The organism is Labrys sp. KB_33_2 (genome assembly GCF_052114505.1).
GTDB lineage: Bacteria > Pseudomonadota > Alphaproteobacteria > Rhizobiales > Labraceae > Labrys.
In genome coordinates, this window is the sequence record NZ_JBFREW010000027.1 from 41,614 (window position 1) to 67,404 (window position 25,791).

At 65.3% G+C, this 25,791-nt stretch carries 25 protein-coding genes and 1 riboswitch; of the genes, 17 read left to right on the forward strand and 8 right to left on the reverse strand.

The annotated features are described in order from the left end of the window. Positions 1 to 384: 384 nt before the first annotated feature. Positions 385 to 570, reverse strand: a complete 186-nt coding sequence (gene rpmF, locus AB4037_RS32300) for a 50S ribosomal protein L32 (RefSeq protein ID WP_068294749.1) — start codon at positions 568 to 570, stop codon at positions 385 to 387. A 161-nt stretch (positions 571 to 731) separates the two neighbouring features. After that, entirely contained in the window at positions 732 to 1,463 is a 732-nt protein-coding gene (gene mtgA / locus AB4037_RS32305; protein WP_434959159.1) for a monofunctional biosynthetic peptidoglycan transglycosylase, read from the reverse strand. 282 nt (positions 1,464 to 1,745) lie between these two features. Between mtgA and AB4037_RS32310 the strand changes: the two genes are divergently transcribed. Beyond that, entirely contained in the window at positions 1,746 to 2,615 is an 870-nt protein-coding gene (locus AB4037_RS32310) for a LysR family transcriptional regulator (protein ID WP_434959158.1), read from the forward strand. Between the two features lie 7 nt (positions 2,616 to 2,622). On the opposite strand, the gene AB4037_RS32315 is transcribed toward AB4037_RS32310, so the two are convergent. After that, the gene (locus AB4037_RS32315) at positions 2,623 to 3,048 is read right to left on the reverse strand and encodes a cupin domain-containing protein (RefSeq protein WP_434959157.1); all 426 of its coding nucleotides are present in this window, start codon (positions 3,046 to 3,048) and stop codon (positions 2,623 to 2,625) included. A 114-nt stretch (positions 3,049 to 3,162) separates the two neighbouring features. Beyond that, positions 3,163 to 4,047: a LysR substrate-binding domain-containing protein gene (locus tag AB4037_RS32320; RefSeq protein WP_441774322.1), complete on the reverse strand. Its 885-nt coding sequence runs from the start codon at positions 4,045 to 4,047 to the stop codon at positions 3,163 to 3,165. Between the two features lie 68 nt (positions 4,048 to 4,115). Here AB4037_RS32320 and AB4037_RS32325 point away from each other — a divergent pair, with 68 nt between their 5' ends. Beyond that, positions 4,116 to 5,039 carry a DMT family transporter gene (locus tag AB4037_RS32325; protein ID WP_441774323.1) on the forward strand — a complete coding sequence of 308 codons (924 nt, stop codon included), beginning with the start codon at positions 4,116 to 4,118 and terminating at the stop codon, positions 5,037 to 5,039. 9 nt (positions 5,040 to 5,048) lie between these two features. Here AB4037_RS32325 and AB4037_RS32330 read toward each other — a convergent pair whose 3' ends face one another. After that, positions 5,049 to 5,936 carry a LysR family transcriptional regulator gene (locus AB4037_RS32330; protein ID WP_434959154.1) on the reverse strand — a complete coding sequence of 296 codons (888 nt, stop codon included), beginning with the start codon at positions 5,934 to 5,936 and terminating at the stop codon, positions 5,049 to 5,051. Positions 5,937 to 6,191: 255 nt separating this feature from the next. Here AB4037_RS32330 and AB4037_RS32335 point away from each other — a divergent pair, with 255 nt between their 5' ends. Then, positions 6,192 to 7,259 carry a YeiH family protein gene (locus AB4037_RS32335; protein WP_441774324.1) on the forward strand — a complete coding sequence of 356 codons (1,068 nt, stop codon included), beginning with the start codon at positions 6,192 to 6,194 and terminating at the stop codon, positions 7,257 to 7,259. A gap of 68 nt (positions 7,260 to 7,327) precedes the next feature. On the opposite strand, the gene AB4037_RS32340 is transcribed toward AB4037_RS32335, so the two are convergent. Together AB4037_RS32340 and AB4037_RS32345 are read right to left on the reverse strand one after the other, a co-directional pair. Further along, positions 7,328 to 8,356 (reverse strand): flavin-nucleotide-binding protein, encoded by a 1,029-nt coding sequence (locus AB4037_RS32340; RefSeq protein WP_441774325.1) that lies wholly within the window; start codon positions 8,354 to 8,356, stop codon positions 7,328 to 7,330. Positions 8,357 to 8,385: 29 nt separating this feature from the next. Beyond that, positions 8,386 to 8,997 carry a glutathione S-transferase family protein gene (locus AB4037_RS32345; protein ID WP_434959151.1) on the reverse strand — a complete coding sequence of 204 codons (612 nt, stop codon included), beginning with the start codon at positions 8,995 to 8,997 and terminating at the stop codon, positions 8,386 to 8,388. 124 nt (positions 8,998 to 9,121) lie between these two features. Here AB4037_RS32345 and AB4037_RS32350 point away from each other — a divergent pair, with 124 nt between their 5' ends. From AB4037_RS32350 to crcB, 4 genes are all read left to right on the forward strand, one after another. Further along, positions 9,122 to 10,045, forward strand: a complete 924-nt coding sequence (locus AB4037_RS32350) for a LysR family transcriptional regulator (RefSeq protein ID WP_441774326.1) — start codon at positions 9,122 to 9,124, stop codon at positions 10,043 to 10,045. A gap of 95 nt (positions 10,046 to 10,140) precedes the next feature. After that, complete coding sequence (locus AB4037_RS32355; protein ID WP_441774327.1) at positions 10,141 to 11,730, forward strand: ABC-F family ATP-binding cassette domain-containing protein; 1,590 nt, start codon at positions 10,141 to 10,143, stop codon at positions 11,728 to 11,730. A 30-nt stretch (positions 11,731 to 11,760) separates the two neighbouring features. Then, positions 11,761 to 11,820, forward strand: a riboswitch (Fluoride riboswitch). A gap of 75 nt (positions 11,821 to 11,895) precedes the next feature. Beyond that, positions 11,896 to 12,018: a hypothetical protein gene (locus tag AB4037_RS32360; protein WP_434959148.1), complete on the forward strand. Its 123-nt coding sequence runs from the start codon at positions 11,896 to 11,898 to the stop codon at positions 12,016 to 12,018. A gap of 117 nt (positions 12,019 to 12,135) precedes the next feature. Continuing rightward, the gene (gene crcB, locus AB4037_RS32365) at positions 12,136 to 12,573 is read left to right on the forward strand and encodes a fluoride efflux transporter CrcB (protein WP_441774328.1); all 438 of its coding nucleotides are present in this window, start codon (positions 12,136 to 12,138) and stop codon (positions 12,571 to 12,573) included. Positions 12,574 to 12,630: 57 nt separating this feature from the next. Here the strand turns inward: crcB and AB4037_RS32370 are convergent, their stop codons facing one another. Next, positions 12,631 to 13,803 carry an ROK family protein gene (locus AB4037_RS32370; RefSeq protein WP_434959146.1) on the reverse strand — a complete coding sequence of 391 codons (1,173 nt, stop codon included), beginning with the start codon at positions 13,801 to 13,803 and terminating at the stop codon, positions 12,631 to 12,633. Positions 13,804 to 14,209: 406 nt separating this feature from the next. Between AB4037_RS32370 and AB4037_RS32375 the strand changes: the two genes are divergently transcribed. From AB4037_RS32375 to AB4037_RS32420, 10 genes are all read left to right on the forward strand, one after another. Beyond that, positions 14,210 to 15,286: a Gfo/Idh/MocA family protein gene (locus AB4037_RS32375; RefSeq protein WP_441774329.1), complete on the forward strand. Its 1,077-nt coding sequence runs from the start codon at positions 14,210 to 14,212 to the stop codon at positions 15,284 to 15,286. Then, complete coding sequence (locus tag AB4037_RS32380; RefSeq protein ID WP_441774330.1) at positions 15,286 to 16,116, forward strand: sugar phosphate isomerase/epimerase family protein; 831 nt, start codon at positions 15,286 to 15,288, stop codon at positions 16,114 to 16,116. Before AB4037_RS32375 ends, AB4037_RS32380 begins: the two co-directional genes overlap by 1 nt. 198 nt (positions 16,117 to 16,314) lie before the next feature. Then, positions 16,315 to 17,118 carry an alpha/beta fold hydrolase gene (locus tag AB4037_RS32385; RefSeq protein WP_441774331.1) on the forward strand — a complete coding sequence of 268 codons (804 nt, stop codon included), beginning with the start codon at positions 16,315 to 16,317 and terminating at the stop codon, positions 17,116 to 17,118. After that, on the forward strand, positions 17,115 to 17,819 hold the full coding sequence (locus AB4037_RS32390) for a ribulose-phosphate 3-epimerase (protein WP_441774332.1): 705 nt from the start codon (positions 17,115 to 17,117) through the stop codon (positions 17,817 to 17,819). Before AB4037_RS32385 ends, AB4037_RS32390 begins: the two co-directional genes overlap by 4 nt. Before the next feature lie 2 nt (positions 17,820 to 17,821). Beyond that, complete coding sequence (locus AB4037_RS32395; RefSeq protein ID WP_441774333.1) at positions 17,822 to 18,769, forward strand: ROK family protein; 948 nt, start codon at positions 17,822 to 17,824, stop codon at positions 18,767 to 18,769. A gap of 201 nt (positions 18,770 to 18,970) precedes the next feature. Then, positions 18,971 to 20,089 (forward strand): patatin-like phospholipase family protein, encoded by a 1,119-nt coding sequence (locus AB4037_RS32400; protein WP_441774334.1) that lies wholly within the window; start codon positions 18,971 to 18,973, stop codon positions 20,087 to 20,089. Between the two features lie 4 nt (positions 20,090 to 20,093). Next, entirely contained in the window at positions 20,094 to 22,544 is a 2,451-nt protein-coding gene (locus tag AB4037_RS32405; RefSeq protein ID WP_441774335.1) for a caspase family protein, read from the forward strand. Positions 22,545 to 22,554: 10 nt separating this feature from the next. Next, entirely contained in the window at positions 22,555 to 23,634 is a 1,080-nt protein-coding gene (locus AB4037_RS32410) for a hypothetical protein (protein ID WP_441774336.1), read from the forward strand. A 193-nt stretch (positions 23,635 to 23,827) separates the two neighbouring features. Next, positions 23,828 to 24,808, forward strand: coding sequence for an aldo/keto reductase (locus tag AB4037_RS32415; RefSeq protein ID WP_441774337.1), 981 nt, complete (start codon positions 23,828 to 23,830; stop codon positions 24,806 to 24,808). Between the two features lie 153 nt (positions 24,809 to 24,961). Further along, positions 24,962 to 25,789: an aldo/keto reductase gene (locus AB4037_RS32420; protein ID WP_434959136.1), complete on the forward strand. Its 828-nt coding sequence runs from the start codon at positions 24,962 to 24,964 to the stop codon at positions 25,787 to 25,789. Positions 25,790 to 25,791: the final 2 nt, after the last annotated feature.

Consider the following 25,791-nt stretch of genomic DNA (forward strand, 5'->3'; position numbering starts at 1 on the left):
GACCGCCCAACCCCTTGGCGGATATGTTGAATTTCCTCACGGTTGCAGGAAGGAGCTGGCTCCGGCCCCGCAACACGAGCGCTCACCTAACACACAGGCTTGGCCGACGCAACATGAGGGAAACACCCAAAACGTCGCGAAAAAATGCCAATCCTCCAGCAGAACCCGCCCCGTTTGTCACCGTTCTCGAATGAGAGCGGCAAGCGCGCCTTCCGCCATCCCGAATAGGAGGTAGGATTCGGCTGCATATGCGCGAACTGCGTACCGTGTTTCAGTGCACGATAAAGTTTCGGGCCCGCCCCCGGCACCCGTACTCAAGACAAACAAAAGGGCCGGCAATCAGCCGGCCCGGACGAGATGCCGCGCGGAAGACCGCGCAGGCTCTCAGGCGTCAGACTTCTGGGTCAGGATCTGGCGACCGCGATACATGCCGGTCTTCAGATCGACATGGTGCGGACGGCGCAGTTCGCCCGAATCCTTGTCCTCGACATAGGTCGGGGCCTTGAGGGCATCAGCGGAACGGCGGAAGCCGCGCTTCATGCGGGAGGTTTTTCGCTTCGGAACAGCCATTGGGGTATCTTCTTCGTGGCGTGCGGATGCCGTGACAGTCACGACAGGCCGATGACAAAATCGATTGAAGGCGCAGCCTATACAGGAAGAGAACTCAGGAAGAAAGAGGCTGGAGCGAGATTCTTTCGCACTCAAAACCCAGCGGCTGGGATCTCGATACCTTATTTCACGCAATCGAAATAGCCGGAAGAGTTGCGGGCGCGATTGACGATCAGGCCGGCTAGGTTGCGCAGGCGCCTAGTCGGCGCGCCGGCGCTGCGGCGGATCGGATTGGGCAGCACCACGGCGAGTTGCGCCGCCTCTCGGGCATTGAGCCTGGAGGCCGGTTTCTTGAAATAATGCTGGGCCGCCGCCTCGATGCCATAGATGCCGTCCCCCCATTCGGCCACGTTGAGATAGACCTCCAGCACCCGCTTCTTCGACCAGACCAGATCGGTCCACACGGCCAGCGGCACCTCCAGCGGCTTGCGGGCGAAAGCCGGCAGCGGCCACAGATAGAGGTTCTTCACGGTCTGCATGGCGATGGTGGAGGCTCCGCGTGAAGGCCCCTTCTCCCCGCCCCGTTCCAGGACATCGGCGATCGCGCCGAAATCGACGCCCCAATGGCGGCAGAACTGGCCATCCTCGGAAGCCATCACCGAAAACCGGGCAACCGGGGCGATATTCTCGATCGGCGTCCAGCGCCGGTCTACGGATTGGCCGGTGAGGTAGCGCCCCAGCATGGGCAGCGACATCGGCGGCACCACCGTATAGAGGATGGTGAGCACCACAGGCAGGGCAGCGAGCACGATGGCGACTTTGACAAGGCGCCGCCATAGCGTGCGCGAACTTTTCCTGACCGGCATCGCAACCCCAAGTTCCGGCCTGTCTCCGGGCGCTGCCGCGTCAGCCATCACCCCTGCCTGATCTCCTGAAACAAAGCGCGTTCCTGGCGGAAACGCGCTTTGTTTTAGCATTTTGTTTCGACGCGTCTTCGTGATTCTCGCCGATAGCGTCAAATTGCAAGACGCTTTGGTTTCGATCTTTTCTTAACCCAAAGAGTCTTCCGGCGCATCCGGCTCGTAAGAAAGAGTTAATATCCTGACGCAAGGGATCGAGGTCCGAAGGTCCGCGCTGGGCAAGAGAACGGGTCACCTCCATATTAAGATTCACTGCTTCGCCAGGCCCCATCGACCATGCATCCCAATATCACCTTCACCCAGTTGCGCTGTTTCGTCGCCGCGGCAGAAACCGGGGGTTTCACCGCCGCCGCCCAGCGCATCCATCTCACCCAATCGGCCGTGAGCCAGGCCATCGCCGGGCTGGAGGATGCCCTCGGCGCCAAGCTGCTGACCCGTACGCGCGTGGGCGTCAAGCTCACGGACCTCGGCGAGGCCGCACTCGTGGAAGCGCAGGCCCTGCTGGCGGGCGCCCAGCGCTTGGCGACCATCGCCCAGGCCAGCGACAAGCTGGCCGGCACGACGCTGCGTATCGGCTCGGTACAGAGCGCCGCCGCCAAATTGCTGCCTGGCTGGCTCAAGCCGTTCCGGGCGCTCTATCCACGGGCCGGCATCACCCTGCACCTGGGCACCGACGAGGAAGTGAACGACTGGGTGCTTGCCGACGCCGTCGATGTCGGTATCAGCGGCGAGCCCCACCCCGAACTCGACAGTGCCATCGTCGCCAATGACGATTTCGTGCTGATCCTGCCCGCTGCCCATCCCCTGGCCAAGAACGCTTCGATCGGCCTGGAAGCAATCGACGGCGAGCGCGCCATCTTTTCCGGCGGCGGCGGCAACCGCCAGTTCGAAGAGGCCCTGCTGGCGGCCGGCAGCAGGCCGAACGTGCTGTTCCTGGCCCGCGACAACGCCACCATCTTCGGCATGGTGCGCGAGGGCATCGGCCTCACAGTCATGCCCGACCTCACGCTGCCGGACGATACCAGCGGCCTTGCCGTGCGCCGGCTGACGCCGCCGCTGCGCCGCGACCTTCACGCTTCCGTCCGTAAGCAAGGCCTCAGCCCCGCCGGCCAAGCCTTCCTGGAACTGCTACGGATCGGGAAGTAAGCACGGTTCAGTTCGAGGGCGCGGGCACCAGCCCGTATCGCCGCATGATCGCGCCCATCTGGGCGAGATCGGGCGCGTCGGCGGCCAGCAGCGCCGCCACCTCGCGAAAATAGTCGATGCCAAGCACGCCGGGCGTCAGTACGACGAGACAGCTCGCAGGGCCCTCCCCGTCATTGCGGAAAGCATGGACAATGCCGCGCGGAATGAAGAGCGTCTGCCGTGCCGCAAGAGTAACCTCGCGGTCGTCGACCCGAAAGGTCATCGCGCCCTCCAGGCCATAGACCGTTTCGTCCCAGCTCTCATGATAATGGGCGACCGGCATGCGTGCGCAGGGCTGGACGGTCATCTCGAACATGTCGAGGCTGCCCTGCGTATCCGCCTTGCTGTGCAGGAAGCGGAGTTCGAGGCCTTTGATGCTGATGATCTCCGACATGGTGCGATCCCCCAGCCGCCTGCTCCGGGAGCAGAGCCTGGTGACGACGGGCCTGCAGCTTGCTCCCCAATCCTCTCCTTCACAAGCACGGCTTTCCGCTTCCCGGCACGATCCTCATGCGTCCTCGCCCGCGGCCTCCAGCAGCCAGGCCAGGAAGAGCTCGGCGCCCCGGCGGATGGGCGGCCGGGCGCGTACCCAATAGTTGCCGAGCTGCAGCCCGTCCTGCAAGCCGACGATGGTGAGCAAACCATTGCGCAGTTCCCGCTCGATCAGGCGCGGCGAAGCCAGCGTCATGCCAAGCCCCGCGCTCGCCGCCTCCCAGGCCGCATCGTCGATCTCGAACCGGCTGGCCATGCGCACATCGCGCCAGTCGACGCCATTGACCTCGGCCCAGCGGCGCCAGTCCCAGTCGTCCTGCGTCGCCGAGATCAGAGCCCCAGAGGCCGCCAGCGCCGTGGCGTCGGCATCGCGATAGCGTGCCGCCACATCCGGCGCAGCCACCACGACGCAGATATCGTCGAACAGGATCGTTCCCCCTTGAGCGGGGCCTTCGGCGCGCGAATAGCCGATCACGAGATCGATGTCGTCATGATCAGCCATTGCTGAGACCGGTGTTTCCAGCCGGACGCGGATGGAGGGATGGGCCTGGCGGAAGCTACCGAGGCGCGGAATCAGCCAGCGCAGGGCCAACGACACCGAGGCGCGCACCAGGACCTCGTTGGCATCCCGCTGCAGGGCCGAGGCCGCCGCTGCGATGATGTCGAGCGCCGGCGCGGTAGCCGCCGCGAAACGCGCGCCCTCCGCCGTCAGCTCGATGGCATTGTTGCTGCGCGCGAACAGGCGCACGCCGAGCCCTTCCTCCAGATGACGGACCTGATGGCTGACGGCGCTGGCTGTCACGCCCAATTCCTCACCCGCCGCCTTCAGGCTGCCGAGGCGGGCGGCTGCCTCGAAGACGCGCACGGCATTGAGGGACGGAAGGCGACGAGGCGTTTGCATTAGATTTTCTCACGCAACGATCAAAAAATGCGTTTGTTTGCGGGTATGAAATCTGTGACGCATCAAGCATGACGATTGCAGCAAAATCAACGCCGCTGGCTGGAACGACCGGCATGAGCGCCAATGCCAGGGGTGCCCTGTGGCTCCTGGTCGGCACCGCCTTGTTCACCCTGATCTTCGCCTCGGGGCGCTTCGCCGGCCCGCTTCTCGCCATCCCCCAGATCCTGCTGCTGCGCTACGCCAGCGGCTTCGTGACCGTGCTCATCGTGGCCAGGGCCGGCGGGCAACCTTTCGTCGCCCTGCACAGCCCGCGGCCCGACCAACATTTTCTGCGCGCCTGCTTCGGTTGTTTCGGCGGCCTGTCTGCGATCTATGCCGCCGCCCATATGCCGGTCGCCGCCGCCAGCGCCATCGGCCTGCTCGAAGGCATCTTCGTGGTTGCCCTCGCCATGGTCATGCTTGGCGAGGCGGTAGGCTGGCGCCACTGGCTCGCCGGTCTCATCTGTGGCCTCGGCGCGCTCGCGGTGGTACTCGGCCAGCACGCGGCGGCCGCTCCCTTCGGCGACGTCAGCTTTCCCGCTGCGATGGCCCTGCTCGGCGCCGTACTGATGGCCTTCGAGATCATTTATGTGAAACGGCTAACCAAGGGCGACACGCCGCTCTCCATGCTGGCCCATGTGAACCTCTTCAGCTTCCTCTTGATGCTGGTACCGGCCTGGCTGAGCTGGAAGAGCGTCGGCCCGGGTCCGATCCTGGCCTGCCTGATGCTCGGCCCCGTTGCGATCCTCGCCCAATATTGCAACATCCGAGGCTATCGGCTTGCCGACATCGCCGTGGCCGGGCCGATCGGCTATAGCTGGATCGTGTTCGCCGCGCTGCTCGGCCTCCTCGCCTTCGGCGAGGTTCCTGATCTCAAGGCCGGCATCGGCTGCCTGCTGATTCTCGCCGGAGGCTATTGGTTGACAAGGCTGCCCGCGACCAGCGGGGGCTGAGAGGCGAATTCACCCTCCGGTCTGGGTGATCACCATCTCCAACATTTGCGAAGCCTTGGTGCGGTAGCGCTCGCGATGGCGCAGCATGCGGAAAGCGCGAGGCGGCATGTCGAAGGCGATTCGCACCAGCCGTCCCGCCTGCAGGTCGGGCGCCGCCACCAGTTCGGACATCACCGTCGCGAAGGGGCCCGAGCGCACGGCCGAACGCACGGCCTCGTTGGAGGGCAGCACCAGGGCAATCTCGAGCGCGGCGGGATCGACGCCCCGCCCCCGTAACGCCTCCTCGAAGACCGATCGCGTGCCTGAGCCCTCCTCGCGCATGATCCAGCGCGCGGTGGCAATGTCGTAGGGCCGCACCGTGCGCCCATCGGCCCAGGGATGGCCCGGCGCCACCACCACGATCAGCCGGTCATGCGCCACCGTCTGCACCGACAGGGCCGGCTCATCGACGGCACCTTCGATGAAGCCGATCTCCGCCACCCCTTCCAGCACGGCCTGGGTGACGCTCTGGGTATTACCGATTTCCAACCTCAGATCGACACGCGGATGGACATCGTGGTAGCGCGCCAGGAAAGGCGCGACCCAATAGCTCGCGATGGTCTGGCTGGCATGCACGACAAGCGAGCCGCGTGCGCCGCTGCCGAGCTCGGACAGAGCGAGCTCCGCTGCCTTGGCGGAGGCGAGCGTCGCCCGCGCCGTCGGCAGGAATTCCCGCCCACCGGGCGTCATCTCGATGCGGCGGCCGACACGATGAAACAGTGCCGCGCCATAGCGATCCTCCAGAACGCGGATGGCAGAACTCACGGCCGATGGCGTCAGATGGAGTTCGCCTGCGGCCTGCGTCAGGTGCTCACGCTCCGCCACGGCCACGAAAATCCTCAACTGTTCCAAAGTCATGGCAGCGTCGCCTTGCCATCGCCGGGCTTGCCCTCCACCAGACAAATTGTCCGGTGTCGATCCAGTCTGGATGCCCGGGTCAGGCCAGGACATGACAAATCCCAACCGTTAGCGTCGCCGAAGAAGACCCAAATTTCAGTCATCTGCTTACGCTCAATCCAATCATTCGATTCAATCGAATGATTTCTACACTATTTTGAAATGGATTGAACAGACCCAATAAGGCAGAACAAACCTGTGAATTGCAGGTAGATCATGAGCAGCAAGGTCGGCAGCCGGTTGGGCGATATGACGGGAATTCGCGGGATTCTCCCCGGCGCGGGCCTGTGCATCGTCGTAACCGCCCTCGCCATGGGGGCCGAACTCGTCGAAGCCAGCCTGTTCGGCAAGGCCTGGCTGGAGGCTCTCGTACTCGCCATCCTGATCGGCGCCCTGATCCGCACCTTCGCCCAGCCTGAGGCCCGTTTCGACCGCGGTATCACCTTCGGTGCCAAGACGCTGCTGGAGGTCGCCGTCGTCCTGCTCGGCGCTTCCGTCAGCGCCGCCGCCATCGCCGATGCCGGCCTCGGCTTGATGGCTGGCATCGCCGGCGTCGTCATGGTGTCGATCATGCTGAGCTTCGGCATTGGTCGCGCCCTCGGCTTGCCGCACAACATGGCCCTGCTGGTCGCCTGCGGCAATTCGATCTGCGGCAACTCGGCCATCGCCGCCACCGCGCCCGTGATCGGCGCCAACGGCAAGGATGTCGCCGCCTCGATCGCCTTCACCGCCGTGCTCGGTGTGGTCGCCGTGATCGGCCTGCCGCTCCTGGTGCCTGCCCTCGATCTCTCCCCGGGCCAGTATGGCGTGTTCGCCGGACTGACCGTCTATGCCGTGCCGCAGGTCCTTGCCGCCACCGCGCCCGTCGCCGCTCTCAGCGTGCAGATCGGCACCCTGGTCAAGCTCGCCCGCGTACTGATGCTTGGCCCGGTCATCGTGGTCCTCGCTTTGATCAGCGAAAGCCAGCGCAAGGCCGCCCCGGCCGAGGCCGGGGCGGCTAGCCGCGCACGTCCCCGCCTCGGCCAGATCGTGCCTTGGTTCATCATCGGCTTCCTGGCCATGATGGCGCTGCGTTCCTTCGGCCTCCTGCCTCAGGGCTCGCTTCAGCCGATCTCATCGGCCGCCAATACGCTCACCATCATCTCGATGGCCGCGCTCGGTCTCACCGTCGACATCCGCGCCGTCGCCAAGGCCGGCCCGCGGGTGACCTCGACGGTGATTCTCTCCTTGCTCGCTTTGGGCGTGATCAGCTACGCGCTGATCGTGCTGCTCAAGGTCGCCTGATCCTTGAGAAAAAGTGCGATTTCTCTGAATCGCACTTTTTCTCTAACTCCCTGTTCCGCCGCGTTTTCTTAATCGAAAAGTCTATCAACTTTTCTGGAAGACGCTTTAGTTTTCAGCAAGGCGCGCGCCTCGTCCCAATTCCCCGTCGCCAGCGAATGCGGCGAGGCGCCATCTTCGGGCGAGAGCCAGCGCAGTGGCAGGGCACCCGGCCGCAGCACGATCTGCTTTGGCCTAAAGCGCAGCAATTGCTGGGCGCCTTCGAAGGCCGCGATCTCCGGTCCCTCCAGGATCACCTCGCCGTCTCCCGTGAGCTGAAGCAGGTCTCCCGTCTCGAAATCGACGAAGGTGAATCCGCAGCGCGGATCCACCAGGATATTGCCCAGCGTATTGAAAAACAGGTTGCCGGCGAAATCCGGCATCAGCAGGCTGCCATCGGCCTGCACTGCCACGAAGCCGGGCCTGCCGCCGCGATGGGAGACATCGACCTGCCGATGCCCGTTCGCACGCTCGACCGAGGAGGCGATGAAGAGTGTCTCCGCCTCGGCGATCAGGGTAGCCGCCCGGCCCTCGAGGCGGTCGAGGATCTGGACCGGTATCGTGGAAGCGGTGGCCGGATCGCGCGTGAAGTTGAAGTCGCGCAAGCGAATATAGCGCGGACAATTGCCGAAGCTCTCCCCGACAACCACCTCGAAGCTAGCCGGATCGCTGCGACGCACCGTGCCGTTCAGCCGGTTGCGACGCCTGGTGTGCAGTTCGATGCCGAGCAGGCCGATCGCAGCACCATCCTCCAGGCCTGAGGCCGCAGGGTCGGCGGGATCAACCGCAGCCGCGACATGCAACGTGTGAGGCTCGGGAGAATTGAGAAAGCCCGGCTGGCCGGCGAGGATCGTTGCCCAAATATCGCCGGCGCGATCGGCAGTGCCGACGACGATGAAGGGAAGCAGCGGGTAGAAATCACGATGCTGCTCGATCAGATAGTCACGCAGGACGCGTCGGCCCACCGCATCCATGCGCTCGGCCGCTCCCGCCCGCTGCTGCAGGGCGAGTTCGCCTTCATGCCACGGCGAATCCGTCGCAACAGGCACATTGCCATCCATGACATTTGCCCTCCGATAGGATGAAAGCTCTAGGCCGCCAGCCCAACCGCCGTCTTCTGGAACGGCACGAAGCCCGGCAGGGCCTCGACCCGTCGCAACCAGGCGCCAATCTGCGCATAGGAAGACAGATCTACATTCCCCTCCGGTGCGGAGGCGATATAGCTGTAGAGCGCCACATCGGCAGCGGTCGGGCGATCGAGAACGATCCAGTCGTGCCCGATCAATTCCTGGTCAATCAGCTTGAGAATGGCGTGAGCCGCCGCCAATGTCTGCTCGACATCGTATTTGGCACCGAAAACCGTGATCAGGCGAGCGGCCGCGGGGCCCATGCGAAGCTGGCCGGCTGCGACCGAGAACCAGCGCTGCACGGCGGCCGCAGCGATCGGTTGGGTCGGCAGCCAGTTCTCCAGGCCGAGCTTGCGGGCGACATAGACGATGATGGCGAGCGAATCGGGCACGATCACGCCGCCATCGTCGAGAACCGGCACCTGGCCCAGCGTATTGAGCTTGAGGAAATCCGGCGTCTTGTGCTGGCCGGTCTTGAGGTCCACGTCGACCAGTTCATGCGGCACGCCCACCAGCGACAAAAACAGGTGAGCGCGATGGGAGTGACCCGACAGGGGAAAATGATAGAGCTTCATGGATGATCTCCTCGCCGATACCGGCACTGTCGGAGGATCTTCATCATTTCGATGCAGATAGAGAATATTGATTGATTGAAAGGCATCATTCCAGATATTGGAATAATTAGAATTTGGGGGCATCATGGATCGCTGGCAGGCCATGCGGGTCTTCGTGAAGGTGTCCGAGAGCGGCGGTTTCGCCGAGGCCGCCCGCCGTTTGTTCATGAGCCCGCCCGCGGTCACCCGGGCCGTCGCCTTTCTCGAAGATGCCATTGGCGCCCAGTTGCTGGTGCGCACCACCCGATCGCTCAAGCTCACCGAAACGGGCGAGCGCTATCTGCATGACTGCCAGCGCATCCTGGCCGATCTCGCCGATGCCGAGGCGGCTGCCGCCGGTTCCTATACCACGCCGACGGGCACGCTGATCGTCACCGCGCCCGTGATGTTCGGTCAGCTCCATATCCTGCCCGTGGTGATGGACTATCTCGGCCAGCATCCGGTCGTGAGTGCGCAAACCCTATTCCTCGACCGCATCACCAACCTTGTGGAGGAGGGCATGGATGTCGCCATCCGCATCAGCCACCTGCCGGATTCGGAGCTGACCGCGATCCGGGTCGGCAGCATGCGGCGGGTGGTCTGCGCCTCTCCCGCCTATCTCGCCGAACATGGCGAGCCGCGCAGTCCCGCCGACCTTGCCGGCCACAGCGTCATCGCCAGGATCGGCGCCTGGCCGCGGCTGGAATGGCGCTTCGGCCGTGAGGAGAAGACCCATGTCGGCATCCAGCCACGGCTGATGTGCAATCTCAACGAATCGGGGATCTCGGCGGCCATCTCCGGCTGGGGGCTGGTGCGCGTCTTTGCTTATCAGGTCGACACGGCCCTGCGCGAAGGCACGCTCCGCACCGTGCTCACGGAATTCGAGGAGGCACCGGTGCCTGTTCATATCGTCCATGCCGGTGGCCGGGCTCCTTCCGCCAAGGTGCGCTCCTTCGTCGATTTCGCCGTGGAACGCCTGCGGGCAAACCCGATCTTCGGAGACCTTGCGCAAAGCCGCCTGTCTTCCTAGATTGGCGCGGTATCGTTTCAACCGAGAGTTCGCAGCAATGGATCTGAACCTGAACGCAACGCCGCTTTGCCTTGTGTCAGGGATCATCCATTCTCATGCCTTCTTCGATCACGCTTTCCAATCTCTCCTGGTCCACGCCTGACGGACGCGCGCTGTTCTCTGGGCTCGATCTGAGCTTCGGCCCCGAACGTGCGGGCCTCGTCGGCCGCAACGGTGTCGGCAAGACGACCCTGCTCAAGCTGATAGCGGGGGAGCTCCCGCCCCGCTCCGGCCGCGTCATCGTGCATGGCAGCCTGGGACGGCTACGCCAGGCCGTTCAGCTCGGGCCGGACGAGACCGTCGCCGACCTGTTCGGCGTAACGCAAGCGCTCGCCTTGCTTGCCCGGGTGGAAGTCGGCCTCGCCTCCGCCGAAGATCTCGTCACCGCCGACTGGACCCTGGAGGCCCGTCTCGCCACGGCCTTCGCCCGGGTCGGCTTGCCTGTGGATACCGACACGCCGCTGACGACATTGTCGGGTGGGCAGCGCACCCGGGTTGGCCTGGTGGCGCTGGTCTTCGCCGAGCCGGACTTCCTGCTGCTGGACGAGCCGACCAACAATCTCGACCGCGAGGGCCGGAAGGCCGTCATCGACCTCCTCGCCGGCTGGCGCGGCGGGGCGGTGGTGGTCAGCCACGACCGCGAATTGCTCGAGGCCATGGATGCCATCGTCGAGCTGACCTCGCTCGGTGCCAGCGTCTATGGCGGAAATTGGAGCCAATACCGGGCACGCAAGACCCTGGAACTGGCGGCCGCCCGCCATGATGTGGGCGAGGCCGAGAAGCGGCTTGATGAAGCCGAGCGCAAGGCTCAGATCGCCGCAGAACGCAAAGCGCGTAAGGACAGCGCAGGCCGCAAAGCGCGAGCCAGGGGCGACGCGCCCCTGCTGCTTCTCGACGCGAAGAAGGAGCGCAGCGAAAAGAGTGGAGGCGCGGGAGCCCGTCTGGCCGAACGGCAGCAGCGAGCGGCCAGCGATACGCTCGTCAAGGCGCGCAAGCGTCTCGAAATCCTGCAACCCTTGTCGGTGAAGCTCGCGTCCACGGGCCTGCCCGCCGACAAGGTGGTCCTGCGCCTCGATGCGCTGCGTTTTGGCTACGAGCCGCTTCGACCGGTCCTGGACGGCCTCTCCTTCACCCTCGCCGGACCGCAGCGCGTCGCCCTGACCGGCGCGAATGGCAGCGGCAAGACGACGTTGCTCGGCCTGATCACCGGGCGACTGCAACCCCAGGCCGGCCATGTCTGGGTCCTGCCCGGCTTCGCGCTGCTCGACCAGGAGGTGAGCCTGCTCGAGCCGAGGGAGACGATCCGCGACAATTTCAAGCGCCTCAACCCGCAATCGGACGAGAATGCCTGCCGTTCCGCCCTGGCCCGTTTCATGTTCCGGGCAGACGCGGCCCTGCAGAGTGTCGGCAGCCTCAGCGGCGGCCAGATGCTGCGGGCCGGGCTCGCCTGCGTTCTGGGCGGAGAAAGGCCGCCGCCATTGCTGATCCTGGACGAACCCACCAACCATCTCGACATCGAGGCTATCGAAGCGGTGGAGGCGGGACTACGCGCCTATGATGGCGCCCTGCTGGTGGTCAGCCACGACGAGAGCTTCCTCGACGCCATCGACATCTCGCACAGGCTGGAGCTGTTGCCGGCGACTTGACCCCGCTGCAACCCTGGCCGTAATGTGGGCTATCGCTACGGGGATGGAGTCCCCCCAAACCGCCGCAAGGCTGATGACTCCTACCAGGTGCTTCGCGCCGGTAGGAGGTCGTCCCCGTCTCCCGCTTTCATCGAAGTGCCGCTGCAATCTCTCTGGAGGTATGCCATGCGCCCTTCGCGACCGGGACGGCCGATATCCTTTCTCCTGCTTCGTATCTGGCTCATGCTGGCCCTTCTCGGCCTGATCGGGCTTGCCATCGCCTGGCGTCTGGGGCTGATTCCTCCATGAGCCTTAAAGCACTGCCGGGATTTCGGATTGGTGGGGGCTTGAGCCCTGCCTATCCTGACTGGACAACCCATTCGCAGCCGCGGCCTTCATCTCTTCCCACTTGTCTTCGGAGCATCCATGTCACCCGTGCTCGCCAACACCGTCATGATCGCCATCGGCGGAGCCATCGGCTCCGTGGGGCGCTATTGGATCGGCTTGTGGATGGCGCCCTATAGCGAAAACCTGCCCTGGGCGACCATCCTCATCAACATCGCCGGCTCCTTTGCCATCACCTTCTTCGGCACGCTGACCCTTGCCAATGGCCGCGCACCCCTGCCGGATCTGTGGCGGCTGTTCTTCATGGTCGGCATCTGCGGCGGCTTCACCACCTTCTCGTCCTTCAGCCTGCAGACCTTCGAACTCCTGCACATGAACATGCCCCTGCGCGCCCTGATCAATGTCGGTGTGTCCGTGGTGCTCTGCGTCGCCGCCTCGGCGCTCGGCTTCTATGGCGCAACGACGATCAACGGCACGCAGCAGGTGGCACAGGTGCAGGTCGACGAGGAGGCGTCCTGACCTCGGATCTCACGCCAGGTGTCATTGTCAACGCCCCTTGGCCAACGAGTCCTGGCATCAATTGCCGATCTCGATGTTGGAGACGTCGAAATCCTGATGGTGGGCAATGGTGGCGGCGCCGATGGCGCATTCCATCTCGCCCAGGGTCGAAAGACGGATCTGCGGCTTCGTCATCCCCGGCACGATGCCGGCACCGACGGCTTGCGACAGCCGGTCGAGGCGGGCGGCGAGCACAGGACGCATGGCGCCACCGAGTACGATCGTCGATGGATTGAAGATGTTGGCGAGCGAGGTCAGACCGATGATGAGGTGGCTGGCGAGTTCGTCCATGGCCGCGCCGGCGCCGCTGTCGCCGGCATGGGCGGCGGCCGCCACCATCGCCGGCAAGGCGGAAAGAGAATCGACGCCGAAGCCCTGCCCCGGCCGATAGAAGCGATCGAGCGCAGCGATGTTGACGAAGCTCTCCAGGCAGCCCTGCTGCCCGCAGGAGCAGCGCGGCCCCGCTTCGCGGATGCGGATATGGCCGAACTCGTTGCCGGTGCCCTCAGCCCCACGGACGAGGCGTCCGTTGACGATGGCCGCCCCGCCGCACCCGGCTCCGAGCTTGAGATAGACGATGGCATCGGCCTGCAGCCCGGGCTGGGTATAGACTTCCCCGAAGGCGGCGGCATGGGCATTGTTCTCGACGAAAACAGGCGCACTAAGCGCCTTCTCGGCCAATGCCTTCAGATTGAGGTCCTTCCAGCCCAGCATGGGCAGATGCACGACATAGCCGTCCGAACGCACCAAGCCGGGCACGGTGATGCCAATCGAGCGCAGCGGCTGCGTCAGGCCGCGGGCATAAGTGGCGATGGCATCAACAGCCGCGTCCGGGCCGACAGGATGAGCCAGGCGCGCCGTGCGGCTGTCGACCACCCCGAGCGCCAGATCGATCAGGGCAAAGCGCACCACACCGACGCCGATCTCGGCCCCGAGAAAGTAGCCACCGCTCGGATTGAGGGCGATGTCGACGCCCGGCCGGCCGACATCCCGGCGCGCGCTCTCCTCACGGGAGGCCCGCCGTTCGACCAGAAGGGAGCTGGCCGTGAGGTTCTCGACCAGGTTGGTGATGGTAGCGGGGGTCAGGCCGAGGCGGCGGGCAAGTTCGGCCCGGGGCATCGCCCCCTGCAGGCGCAATTGGGTGAGGATGCGCCGCTCGTTCACATAACGCGCGAAGGTCTGGTCAGCCATGATATCGCCTCTGCCCGAATCTCTGGAATGGCTTTGCGATTCGGCCGAATCACCTGGATACACAAAGACGCACCGATACAGACAGTTAGAGCAAAAAGAGGATATTCTCTGAAACACGCCTTGTCCCAAGGCCGTCGAGTTAAGCGTCTTCGAGTTTGCACGGCCTTTGTCATTGCCGGGCTTGATCCTGCGATCCCGGGAAGAGGCGTCTTCCCGGCTTCGCTCCCGGTTATTTGAGTGGCTTCTGGATCTGCACCGAACAACTCATCCGGTGGGGAGCAAACCCGGCTATGACAAATCGGAGCGCTTTCTATCTCAAGTTAACGGCAATGATAGCAGCAAAGGCCTTGCACATCCTATTTGTTTAGATAATAAACAAATTATAGAAACCCGCAGGAATCCCGCCATGCCGAAGAAGGAAGATCGCCGCCTCAAGGTCGGTGTGCTGGGCTGCGGCCCGATCGCGCAGGCCGCGCATTTCGAAAGCTGCACCAAGGCGCGCAATGCCGATCTCTACGCCATCTGCGACATCGCGCCTGACCTGCTGGAGCGCATGTCCTGGACACACAAGCCCGAGAAGACCTTTTCGGACTACGCCGCCATGCTGGCCGATCCCGAGCTCGATGCGGTTATCGTGGCGACCTCAGACGCCTTCCACGTGCCGGCCTCGATCGCCGCTCTGGAAGCGGGCAAGCACGTGCTCAGCGAAAAGCCTGTCGGCATCGGCATCGAGGAAGTGGAGACCTTGCGCACCGCCGTGGCAGCCAGCGGCAAGGTGCTGCAGGTCGGCCATATGAAGCGCTTCGATGCCGGGCTCGAAGCTGCCAAGGCCTTCATCGACACGGAAATGGGTGAGATGCTGGCCCTCAAGGCCTGGTATTGCGATTCAACCCATCGCTACCCGATGACGGATGCCGTGCAGCCGCTGATCGTCACCAGCAGGCAGGCGCGCAGGCCGGCCGGCGACCCCAAGGCCGACCTCCAGCGCTATTACATGCTTGCCCATGGCAGCCATCTCGTCGACACGGCCCGCTATTTCGGCGGGGAGATCGTCGAGGTCGAGGCCCGCTTCTCCGAGCGCTTCGGCGCGCGCTGCTGGTTCGTCGACCTCGCTTTCGCCAATGGCACGCTCGGCCATCTCGACCTCACCGTGGCCGTGCGCATGGACTGGCACGAGGGCTTCCAGATCTATGGCGAGCATGGCAGCGTGCTCGGCAAGACCTATAACCCCTGGTACTACAAGAGCAGCGACGTCGACATCTTCCGCGAAAAGGATGGCGCCACCACGCGCGTCCTCGGCGCGGATGGCCATTTCTACCGTCGCCAGCTCGAGGGCTTCGCCGACGTCATCCTCAAGGGAGCGCCGATGCGCGGCGCCGACATCCAGGATGGCGTCGCTTCGGTACGGGCGATGATCGCCATCGCCCAATCCGTCCGTGAAAGCCGCGCCGTGCGGCTCGATGACGTCAAGGGAGAGCTGTGATGCGGCTCGGCATCTTTGCCAAGACCTTCCCCGGCAGCGAACCGGGAACGGTGATGGCGGCCGCCCGCGCGGCAGGCTACGGCGCGGCGCAATACAACATGGCCTGCTCGGGCCTGCCCTCAATGCCGGCGGCCATCCCCGACGGCGTCGCCGAGGCGGTGCGTGCTGCCGCCCTCGACCAGAATCTCGACGTCGCGGCCGTCTCCGCCACCTACAACATGATCCACCCCGATCCGGCGCTGCGCTGGCGCGGCCATGACAGCCTTGAAATCATCGCCGGCGCGGCCCACAACATGGGCACCCGCCTCCTGACGCTCTGCACCGGCACGCGCGATCCGGACGACCAGTGGCGCGGCCATCCCGACAACGCATCGCCGGGAGCCTGGCGCGACCTCGCCGCCAGCCTGGAGACGGCACTCGATATCGCCGAACGACACGATGTCGATCTCGGCATCGAGCCGGAATTGGCCAATGTCATCGATTCGGCCGCCAAGGCGCGAGCGATCATCGACGAGATGGCGAGCCCCCGGCTGAAGATCATCCTCGACCCGGCCAATCTCTTCGAGGTCGCTTCGCTCGCCGACCAGCAGCGCCTGGTCTCCGAAGCCATCGACCTCCTGGCCGACCGCATCGTCATGGCCCATGCCAAGGACAGGGATGCCGCCGGCGGTTTCACCACGGCCGGCAAGGGCGTGCTCGACTACGACCATTATCTCGCCGGACTGGCTCGGATCGGCTTCGGCGGCCCTTTGGTCACCCACGGACTTGCTGCCGGGGAGGCGGCAGAAGTCGCCGCATTCCTCGGCCGGAAGCTGGCGGAGGTAGCATGACAACAAACGCCGAACACCGCGCGAGATCTCCTTCTCCCCTTGCGCGACTAGGCACTTCCCATGGAAGTGCCTCGGGTCCCGGCAAGCGGATGAGGGGTCTCGCCCTGCTCGGCCAGCGTAGCGACCCCCCTCATCCGGCACTTCGTGCCACCTTCTCCCGTAAGGGGAGAAGGAAAGCCGCACCGCGGAGCAGCTGACATGAGCGTCTTCCCGCGCCATGGCCTCAGCCTCGCCGTGCATGATCGCGGCAGCGGCCTTCCGGCGGTCTTCCAGCACGGCCTGTGCGGGGATGCCGGCCAACCGGCCGAAGTCTTTCCCTTCGATCTGCCGGCCCGCTGCCTCACGCTCGAATGCCGCGGCCATGGCGGCTCCGAGGCCGGCGACAGCGAGTGTTTTTCGCTTCAGACCTTCGCCGACGACCTGGCGAGCTGGCTCGACAATCTCGCGCTCGGCCCCGTCGTCCTCGGGGGCATTTCGATGGGCGCGGCGATCGCGCTGCGTCTTGCCATTGTCAGGCCGGACCTGGTGCGGGCGCTGGTGCTGGCGCGCCCAGCCTGGATTGCCGAAGCGGGTCCCACCAACATGGAGCCCAATGCCCTGGTCGGCGCGCTGCTCGCCGGTTATGGCCCCGCGGAAGCGCGGGCCCGGTTCGAGGCTTCTGGTACGGCGCGCGATCTTGCCGCCGCTGCTCCGGACAATCTCGCCTCGCTGCGCGGCTTCTTCTCGCGGGAGCCCCAAGCCGTCACCGCGGCGCTGCTCGCCCGCATTTCGGCGGACGGACCCGGCGTCTCCCGCGCCGATATCGCTGCCCTGAGGATTCCGACGCTCCTCATCGGCACCGAGGCCGACGCCATCCACCCTCTCGGCCATGCCGAGACACTCACCGCCCTCATTCCCGGCGCCCGGCTCGCCCGCATCACCCCCAAGGCGCTGGACAAGCCGCGCTACGTCCAGGATTTCCGCGCTGCTCTGGCACAATTCCTATCGGAGAACCCCGCATGAAACCCGCTTCCGGCTGGCTCCAGGCCCTGCCCGCCGACCGCCTGCTCGCCGAATTTTCGCTGTGGTCCGCCAATCTCGGCCGTCTCGCCGACGATATCGCCCGGGTCGAGCCGCATGTCGACATCTTCCATGTCGATGTCGCCGACGGCCATTTCTCGCCGGCACTGCTCTATTTTCCGGACCTGACTGCGGCCGTACGCAAGGTGACCGCCAAGCCCATTCACGTCCATCTGATGACGACGGACGATATCCTTCTCGACCAGATCGACCAGTTCGCCGAAGCCGGCGCCGACCTGATCAGCATCCATGCCGAGAACGCCAATGCCGATGCCGCCCTCGCCCGCATCCGCGATCTCGGCCTTGCCACCGGCATGGTGCTGCAGCTCCACACGCCGGTGGCGGCGGCGGAGCCCTTCCTCGACCGCCTGGACATGCTGACCCTGCTCGGCACCCTGATCGGCATCAAGGGCGTTGGCCTCGACGATTCAGCTCTGGCGCGCCTGCGCGAAGCCCGCAAGCTGATCGGCCAGAAGGCCGGGCACCGCATCATCCTCGCCTCCGATGGTGGCAATCGCGAGCACACCGTGCCCAATCTGCGTCTTGCCGGCGCCGAGACCATCGTGATGGGGTCGCTGGCCTTCGGCGCACCAGATCTGGCCGCCCGCATCGCCTGGGTCCACGGCCTGCAGCGGGAGCCCTGACCGTGTATCGGCGCGCCATCGGCATCGACCTTGGCGGCACGCAGGTGCGCGCCGCCCTCGTTGATGATACCGGCACCGTACTGCGGCGCGCCGCCACCCGCACGGATGTAGCCGGCGGTCCAGCCGCCGTGATGGTGCAATTCCGCAGCCTCATCGAAGAAGTGACTGACGACAAGAGCCTCGGCTCGCTCTCCGGTATCGGCGTCTGCGCCCCCGGGCCGCTCGACAGCCTCACCGGCACCTTCATCCATGTCCCGACCTTGCCCGGCTGGGAAGATTTTCCCCTGCGCGACCAGCTTGCCGCCACCCTGGGCCGGCCGGTGGTGGTGGAAGGCGATGCCATCGCCGCCTGCTACGGCGAGTGGCGCTTCGGCGCCGGCCGCGGGCTCGACCACCTCCTCTATGTCACCGTCTCCACCGGCATCGGCGGCGGCGTGGTCAGCGACGGCCGCCTGCTGCATGGCAGGCGTGGCATGACGGCCCATGTCGGCCATTTCCGCCTGGCCAAGGATGGCCCGCGCTGCAGTTGCGGCGCCGTCGGCTGCTTCGAGGCCTTCGCGGCCGGTACGGCGCTCGATCGGCGGGCACGCGAGGCGGCTGTCGCCCATCCCGGCAGCCTGCTCGCCCGCGTGCCGGCACCGGCCGCCGGCAGCGTGGTCGAGGCCGCCCGCCAGGGCGATGCGACCGCCCTCGCGCTCCTCGACGAGGAAGCCGCATTTCTCGGCGAGGGCTTCGCCAGCCTCATCCATCTCTACAGCCCCGAAAAAGTGGTGATGGGCGGCGGCGTCGCGCATGGCTTCGACCTGATGACGGAGAAGATCCACCAGATCATCCGGACCACCGCCTTGCCCTCCTTCCGCGACGTGCCGGTGGTGAAGGCCGCCCTCGGCGACAATGCCGGCCTGGTCGGCGCGGCCGCACTGGTGATGTTCGACGAACGGGCGCGTTGATCATTCGCCTGCCTTGACGCTGGAAGAATACTGCCCCGCATAGACAGTGCCCCTTTCTGGGAGCGCCAGCAGGATGCTCGCGCTCCCAGAAAGCACCTCAGAACTTTCCGTGTAGCTCGGCGTCTTCGGAACCAGGAATAACGCCCGACTCACGCCTCCAGTCGAACACTTCGCCCGCAGATCCGGCATGGGGGATTGGCGATGGCACAGGACGGCGGAATCGAAGACCGCACGGTGGACCGCAATACGCCGGCGCTGGCCCTGTCGGGCGGCGGCTTTCGCGCCACGCTCTATCATTGTGGCGCCCTGATCCGGCTCAACCAGCTTGGCCTGCTCGCCAGGATCAGCCGCATCTCCAGCGTGTCGGGCGGCTCGATCACCTCGGGCATGCTGGCGGCCGCCTGGAAGCAGCTGAAATTCCAGAACGGCATCGCCACCGATCTCGACGCCAAGGTGATCGCACCGCTGCGCGAATTCTGCACCCGCTCGGTCGATACCAAAGCAGTGGGGTTTGGAGCGTTCCTGCCCGGCAAGAGCATCGGGGATGTTCTCGCGGACACCTATGACGATCTCTTCGAGGGCATCAGCCTGCAGGATCTGCCGGACAGCCCGCAATTCGTCTTCAACGCCACCAATCTGCAGACCGGCCGGCTCGTGCGCCTGCAAAAGGTCAGGCTGGCCGATTATGCCGTCGGCATCATCCCCAAACCCGACATCCGGCTGGCGGTGGCCGTCGCCGCCTCGAGCGCCTTTCCGCCCGTGCTTTCGCCGGTGGAGATCAAGGTCGATCCCGCACGCTGGGTGAACGCCACCGGCACGAGCCATTTCGGCGACCCCGACTACAACCGCAGGCTTTCCCTGACCGATGGCGGCGCCTATGACAACCTCGGCCTGGAGACGGTGGACGATTTCGCCACGGTGATCGTCAGCGATGCCGGCGCCCCCTTCGGCACCGAGGAATCCGCTCACGCCTTCTGGCCCCAGCAGGCCCTGCGCGCCCTCGACATCGCCACCGACCAGGCACGTGGCCTGCGCAAGCGCCTGCTCTTCGCCGAAGCCAAGGCGGCCGGGCGCGTGGTCGCCTTCAGCGCCATCGACAGTGTCGCCTCGAAATATCCGGCGCCACAGAAGCTTAAGCCCGATCCCGCGATGGTGACACGGTTGGCCCAAATGCGCACCCGCCTCAATCCCTTCGACGAAGAGGAGCAGAGCCGGCTCATCAATTGGGGCTGGCTGATGATGGACGTTGCCCTGCGCAGCTATGTCACGCCGACCGAGCCGGCACCGACTGCCTATCCCCTGCCCGGCTTCCCGGTCTAGCGCCATGATGCTGCCCGGCGATCATCCTGACAGAGGCTCCGGACTGGTCTACCGCGACGACACGCTGGCGGCCGGTCCCGCCACCCATGCACTGATCATCGGGGTCGGCGCCTACCAGTCGCCGCGTTTCAAGAAGCCGCTGACCTCCACCACCATTTCGGCTCGCGTCCTGGCGGATTGGTTTGTCGGCGAGGCGCCGGGCTTTCGCAACGAGGCTTGCCCGCTCGGCAGCCTCGCCATCCTGCTTTCCGAGCCGGCCACCACGGCGCAGCCCCAGGCGACCTATGCCGACGGGCCGGTGCCGCGCGCGACCTTCGCTCTGGCGCGCGAAGCCGTACGCGCCTGGGTCCGGCGCATCAACAGCCACAAGGACAATCTCGCCATCCTCTATGTCGCGAGCCATGGCGAGAGCCTCCTCTCCCGCACCGCCTTCCTCTTCGAAGATTACGGGATGGACGAACTCGACCGGACCGCCGGCATGTCGGAGGTCGAGCAGTTCATGTCCGCGCTGGAGAACGCCAAGGCTGTCTCCCAGCTTCTGCTGTTCGATTGCTGCCGCTCGGCAACGGACCTCTCTCTGCCCTGGAACGAGCCCTTCGGCAGCAAGCTGATTGCCCTGACCCGTGAGAACAGGGGACATGACGAGCCGAGCAAGCAATGGGTGATCGCCGCCACCGCACTCGGAGAAACCGCAGGAGGGCGCGTCAACAACACCACCTTGTTTGCCGACGCGCTGCTCAGCGCTCTCGGCGGCGTCGCCGGCGACCCGGCCGACGAGGACTGGCCGGTGCGTCCCGGCCCGATGGTGGACAGCATCAGCCGGCTGCTCGAGCTGCACCGCCAGCCGGATGAGAAGCCGCAGACGCCCGGCGGGCGCATCGCCGGTACCTTCGAGATCACCTTCGCCGGCGAGCGGGCGGAAATCCCGGTCTATATCTCGATGGCCCAGCCCGAAAATTGGCCTGAGAGCGATTTCATCGTCACCGCCACCCCCGGTGGCGAAACGGCCTTCGAGGGCGCAGCTGGAAGGCCCCCCTTCCAGCTCCTGAAATACCCGGAAGCCACCGCCATCAATGTCTCCGTCCGCCGTTTCGGCGCAGATATCGGGGGGGCCAAGGGCAAGGCCCGGGCACCTGCCGTCTTCCTGGAAGTCAAGCGCAGCGCCACACCGACCACGGCAGTGGTGGAAAAACTCGATCCCGGGCGCAGCTTCGGCCCCGCCGCGCAGCTTCTCATCGGCCTTTCCGGGCCCGTGGCGATCGCTGCCGGTGCCATAGCCGAGATTGTCAGGGCTGATGATCCGAAGAAGAACCCCAAGCAGGTCGTCGTCGCCATCGGCGGCGCCACACCGGTGGATGTCCGGCCTGGCGAGCATGTCGTCACGTTGCGCACGCCCGACGGCCGGGTGGAGGTCCAGAACGTCACGGTGGACAAGGACGAGGTGCTGGAAGTGCGCTTCGCCATGCCGGCTTCGCCGCATGAATGGCTGGGAACGGCGACCGCAACCGGTGCCGTGCCGCCCCCTTCTCCTCCCGCCCCGGCGCCGGGCTTGGAAGGCCTGCGGCCTCGTCCGCCGGCGGATATCAACCTTCAGGCTCCGCCCCGTTGGCAGGCCGACTTTCCTCTGCCCGCCCCTCCGGCTGTGATACCGGTGGTCGCCACCATCGCCGGCTATGTCGATTGTGCACTCGGCCTGCATGCCCTTGCCGATCCGCGCCTCACCGCAGCGATAGAGAACGATGACGGACGGTTCGTGCAGCTCGGCCTGGCCGATGCCGAGGCCCACCGCTTCGCGCCCTTCGAAAAGGGCGCCCATGATCGTCCGGTGTTCGTGGCGATCGAGACCGGCCCTCGCCGCGACCTCGCCGTGGTGCCAAGCATTGCAGGGCGGTGGAACCCCTACGTCCTCATCGACAGGCTGGCGCTACGCGAAAGAAGCGCGGCCACCATCATCGCCGAAAACCCCATCTGGAGCGGCCTGATCGGTTTCCTGGCGGCGCGCGACGTCGAGGCCGGCGGCCGCCTCCTGGCCGGCGGGCTGCAGCAGGCCGTGATCGATGCGATGCAGGACAAGCTCGCCGATCCGATCGCGGCGCTGGCAGCGGCACTGATTGCCGTTTCGGCCTCCTCGCCGGATCTCGAACGGCGCTGGGATCCCTGGCTCGCCAATCTCGCCAACTGGTTTCCGCTCATCCCCGACGGGCCCATCATTCTCGGCCGCCGTCTGCTGATGCGGGCACGCAGTGCCGGGCAGTTCGAGCAGGCCAAGACCCATCTGCTGGAAGGCTTTTCGCGTGGCGCCCCGCTCTATTCGTTGTCGGCTGACTGGCTGGCCCGCGGGCTCGAAAGCCTGCCGGACGAAAAGGTGCTCGAAGCCCCGCGCCGCACAGCCCGCGCCTTCGCCAACCGCATCGATTCCGCCCAGGCCTTCACCGTGATCCGCCTCGGCGATTGAGGAGTACGCCATGCCGGTTTTCAAGCTCGCCATGCATCCGGCCTCCGAGGGCGACGCGCTGATGTTGAGTTGGAGCGAGGAGGGCACGCTTCACCGCGCTTTGATCGATCTCGGGCGCACCAAGAATTATCGGGCGCTGAAGCCGCTGCTGCAGGCGATCGGCAGCTTTGAGCTCTTCGCCATCAGTCATATCGATGCCGACCACATCGAAGGAGCGGTGCCACTGTTCGGGGAGACGATGCTTCCCTTCACGGCCTGCAATGTCTGGTTCAACGCCTACGCCCAACTCGTCGACGCCAGGGAGCGGCTCCGCGACTTCGAGACGCTTGGCGTCGACCAGGCCGAGAAAGTTACGATCGGCATCGAGGCCAGCGACTGGCCGTGGAACAGCCAATTCGCTTCCCGCATCGTCTCCACGGGCAGCCCGGAGGCGGCAGCGCCCTTGCCGTTCGCCGGCGGACTGGAACTCACCCTGCTTTCCCCCACGGACCACCAGCTCACCAGGCTGCTGCCAACCTGGGAGAGCGCACTGGCCGAGGCTCATCTGCGCAAGGAAGACATGGATCCGGTAGAGCAGGCCGAGGTCGAAGGGCGCGAGATGCTCGGCGGCCTCAATGTCGAGGCGCTGGCTGCGCGCCAATACAGCGGCGACAGCACCAGGCCCAATGGCACCAGCATCGCCTTTATCGCAGAGTTCGACCAAAGGCGCGTGTTGATGGCAGCGGACTCCCATGCCGACGTCATCGAGGCCGCCCTCGAGCGGCTCGGCCATAGCGCGGCCAATCCGTTGAAGCTCGACTGCCTGAAAGTCTCCCATCACGGCAGCAAGGCCAACACCTCGCCGGCGCTGCTCAGCCTGATCGACTGCACCCGTTTTGCCTTCTCGACGGACGGCAGCCGCCATGATCATCCGGATGCGGAAACCATCGCCCGCATCCTCAAGCACGATCCCGAACGCCAGAAGACGCTGATCTTCAATTTTCGTCAGCCCAATACGGAGCAATGGGATGATGAGGAATTGAAGACACGCTGGCATTATGATTGCGTCTTCCCCGCAGCGGGCAAGGAAGGCATCGAGTTCGAGTTGTAAGGTAAAGGGCCATCGCGAACTATCTCACAGCTCCGTGAACGCCGGCGAGCCACCTGCCTCGCTTGAAGCCTGGACTTCGGACCCCGGCCGATTCACAATCGACCCAATCCATCGAATAGCGGGATTAGTCGGCTCGCGTCGTCTTTCAGATGGCGCCGTGTCCGAAACCATTTTTCAGCAAGGAGTTTCATCCATGGATTACATCAAGCTCGGCTCGACGGGCCTTGAAGTGTCGCGCCTGTGCCTTGGCTGCATGACCTATGGCGTTCCCGATCGCGGCAACCACGCCTGGACCCTGCCCGAGGACCAGAGCCGCCCCCTGATCCGCCAGGCCATCGAGGCCGGCATCAACTTTCTCGACACCGCCAATTCCTATTCGGACGGCACCTCCGAGGAAATCGTCGGCCGAGCCATCAAGGAATTTTCACGGCGCGAGGACATCGTGCTGGCGACCAAGGTCTTCTTCCGCCAGCGTCCCGGCCCCAATGGCGCAGGCCTGTCGCGCCGCGCCATCCTTGCGGAGATCGACAACAGCCTCCGGCGCCTCGGCACGGACTATGTCGATCTCTACCAGATCCATCGCTGGGATGAACAGACCCCGATCGAGGAGACGCTGGAGGCCCTGCATGATGTGGTGAAGGCCGGCAAGGCCCGCTATATCGGAGCCTCCTCCATGCATGCCTGGCAGTTCACCAAGGCGCTCTACACCTCCCGCCTCCATGGCTGGACCGAATTCGTCAGCATGCAGGACCATCTCAACCTGCTCTATCGGGAAGAGGAGCGCGAGATGCTGCCGCTGTGCCGCGACCAGGGCATTGCCGTGCTGCCCTGGAGCCCGCTCGCCCGCGGCCGGCTGACGCGAGACTGGAACGAAAGCAGCGAGCGCCAGGAAAGCGACAATGTCGGCACGGCGCTCTACGACGCCACGCAGGAAGCCGACCGCAAGGTCATCGAGGCGGTGGCCGCCATCGCCAAGGCGCGCGGCGTGCCGCGGGCACAGGTGGCCCTCGCCTGGGTGGCACAGAAAAGCGGCGTGACGACCCCGATCGTCGGCGCCTCCAAACCGCATCACCTGACCGACGCCATCGCGGCTCTGGGCCTGACCCTGACGGCCGAGGAGATCGCGGCGCTCGAAGCCCCCTATGTTCCGCATGGGATCGCCGGTTTTCAGTAGGGCGGAAGGTTGCGCTTCGCCGGTAAGACCATAGATGAAAGACGCAGTCCTGGCGGCTGCATCCCTTCCCTCCGACGATCCGTGCCCTCAGGGATCGGATCGCCGTTTTCCTTCATCGCTTTTTCCTTCAGCAGATTTCAGGAAAGATCCCCCATGAGTCCGACCATCCGTTTCAATGACGGCAAGGAAATCCCGCAGCTCGGCTTCGGCGTCTGGCAGGTGCCGAACGAGGGCGCGAATGCCGCGGTGACGGCGGCGATCGAGGCGGGCTACCGCTCGATCGACACCGCCGCCATCTACGGCAATGAAGAGGGCGTGGGTGATGCGCTCGCCGCCTCCAGCGTTCCCGTCAAGGACATCTATGTCACCACCAAGCTGTGGAACGGCGATCAGGGCTATGACACGGCCCTGCGCGCCTTCGAAGCCAGCCTGAAGAAATTGCGTCTGGAGAAGATCGACCTCTATCTCATCCATTGGCCGGTGCCCTCGCGCGATCTCTATGTCGAGAGCTGGAAGGCCCTGATCAAGCTGCGCGAGGAGGGCCTTGTCGCCTCCATCGGCGTCTCCAACTTCCAGATCGCCCATCTCGAGCGCCTGAAGGCGGAAACCGGCGTGGTCCCGGCGATCAACCAGGTCGAGCTGCATCCGCGCTTCCAGCAGAAGGCGCTACGCGCTTATCACGCCAAGGAAGGCATCGCCACGGAGGCCTGGAGCCCGCTCGGCCAGGGCACGCTGCTGAGCGATCCGGCGCTGACGGCCATCGGCAGGAAATACGGCAAGAGCGCCGCCCAGGTGATCCTGCGCTGGCATCTCGACATCGGCAACGTCGTCATCCCCAAATCGGTGACGCCGGCCCGCATCGTCGAGAACTTCCAGGTCTTCGACTTCAAGCTGGCGCCGGAAGACATTGCCGCCATCGAGAAGCTCGACGATGCCAAGGGCAAGATCGGCCCGGATCCCGACAGCTTCTCAATGGTGTAAGG

Coding starts and splice junctions, on each gene's coding strand:
- AB4037_RS32375 (WP_441774329.1), top strand. CDS start 14,210: ATGCCGAAGAAGGAAGATCGCCGCCTCAAGGTCGGTGTGCTGGGCTGC.
- AB4037_RS32335 (WP_441774324.1), top strand. CDS start 6,192: ATGAGCAGCAAGGTCGGCAGCCGGTTGGGCGATATGACGGGAATTCGC.
- AB4037_RS32345 (WP_434959151.1), bottom strand. CDS start 8,997: ATGAAGCTCTATCATTTTCCCCTGTCGGGTCACTCCCATCGCGCTCAC.
- mtgA (WP_434959159.1), bottom strand. CDS start 1,463: ATGGCTGACGCGGCAGCGCCCGGAGACAGGCCGGAACTTGGGGTTGCG.
- AB4037_RS32340 (WP_441774325.1), bottom strand. CDS start 8,356: ATGGATGGCAATGTGCCTGTTGCGACGGATTCGCCGTGGCATGAAGGC.
- AB4037_RS32360 (WP_434959148.1), top strand. CDS start 11,896: ATGCGCCCTTCGCGACCGGGACGGCCGATATCCTTTCTCCTGCTTCGT.
- AB4037_RS32405 (WP_441774335.1), top strand. CDS start 20,094: ATGATGCTGCCCGGCGATCATCCTGACAGAGGCTCCGGACTGGTCTAC.
- AB4037_RS32330 (WP_434959154.1), bottom strand. CDS start 5,936: ATGACTTTGGAACAGTTGAGGATTTTCGTGGCCGTGGCGGAGCGTGAG.
- AB4037_RS32390 (WP_441774332.1), top strand. CDS start 17,115: ATGAAACCCGCTTCCGGCTGGCTCCAGGCCCTGCCCGCCGACCGCCTG.
- AB4037_RS32420 (WP_434959136.1), top strand. CDS start 24,962: ATGAGTCCGACCATCCGTTTCAATGACGGCAAGGAAATCCCGCAGCTC.
- AB4037_RS32315 (WP_434959157.1), bottom strand. CDS start 3,048: ATGTCGGAGATCATCAGCATCAAAGGCCTCGAACTCCGCTTCCTGCAC.
- AB4037_RS32380 (WP_441774330.1), top strand. CDS start 15,286: ATGCGGCTCGGCATCTTTGCCAAGACCTTCCCCGGCAGCGAACCGGGA.
- AB4037_RS32320 (WP_441774322.1), bottom strand. CDS start 4,047: ATGCAAACGCCTCGTCGCCTTCCGTCCCTCAATGCCGTGCGCGTCTTC.
- AB4037_RS32355 (WP_441774327.1), top strand. CDS start 10,141: ATGCCTTCTTCGATCACGCTTTCCAATCTCTCCTGGTCCACGCCTGAC.
- AB4037_RS32415 (WP_441774337.1), top strand. CDS start 23,828: ATGGATTACATCAAGCTCGGCTCGACGGGCCTTGAAGTGTCGCGCCTG.
- AB4037_RS32400 (WP_441774334.1), top strand. CDS start 18,971: ATGGCACAGGACGGCGGAATCGAAGACCGCACGGTGGACCGCAATACG.
- rpmF (WP_068294749.1), bottom strand. CDS start 570: ATGGCTGTTCCGAAGCGAAAAACCTCCCGCATGAAGCGCGGCTTCCGC.
- AB4037_RS32325 (WP_441774323.1), top strand. CDS start 4,116: ATGACGATTGCAGCAAAATCAACGCCGCTGGCTGGAACGACCGGCATG.
- crcB (WP_441774328.1), top strand. CDS start 12,136: ATGTCACCCGTGCTCGCCAACACCGTCATGATCGCCATCGGCGGAGCC.
- AB4037_RS32350 (WP_441774326.1), top strand. CDS start 9,122: ATGGATCGCTGGCAGGCCATGCGGGTCTTCGTGAAGGTGTCCGAGAGC.
- AB4037_RS32370 (WP_434959146.1), bottom strand. CDS start 13,803: ATGGCTGACCAGACCTTCGCGCGTTATGTGAACGAGCGGCGCATCCTC.
- AB4037_RS32310 (WP_434959158.1), top strand. CDS start 1,746: ATGCATCCCAATATCACCTTCACCCAGTTGCGCTGTTTCGTCGCCGCG.
- AB4037_RS32410 (WP_441774336.1), top strand. CDS start 22,555: ATGCCGGTTTTCAAGCTCGCCATGCATCCGGCCTCCGAGGGCGACGCG.
- AB4037_RS32385 (WP_441774331.1), top strand. CDS start 16,315: ATGAGCGTCTTCCCGCGCCATGGCCTCAGCCTCGCCGTGCATGATCGC.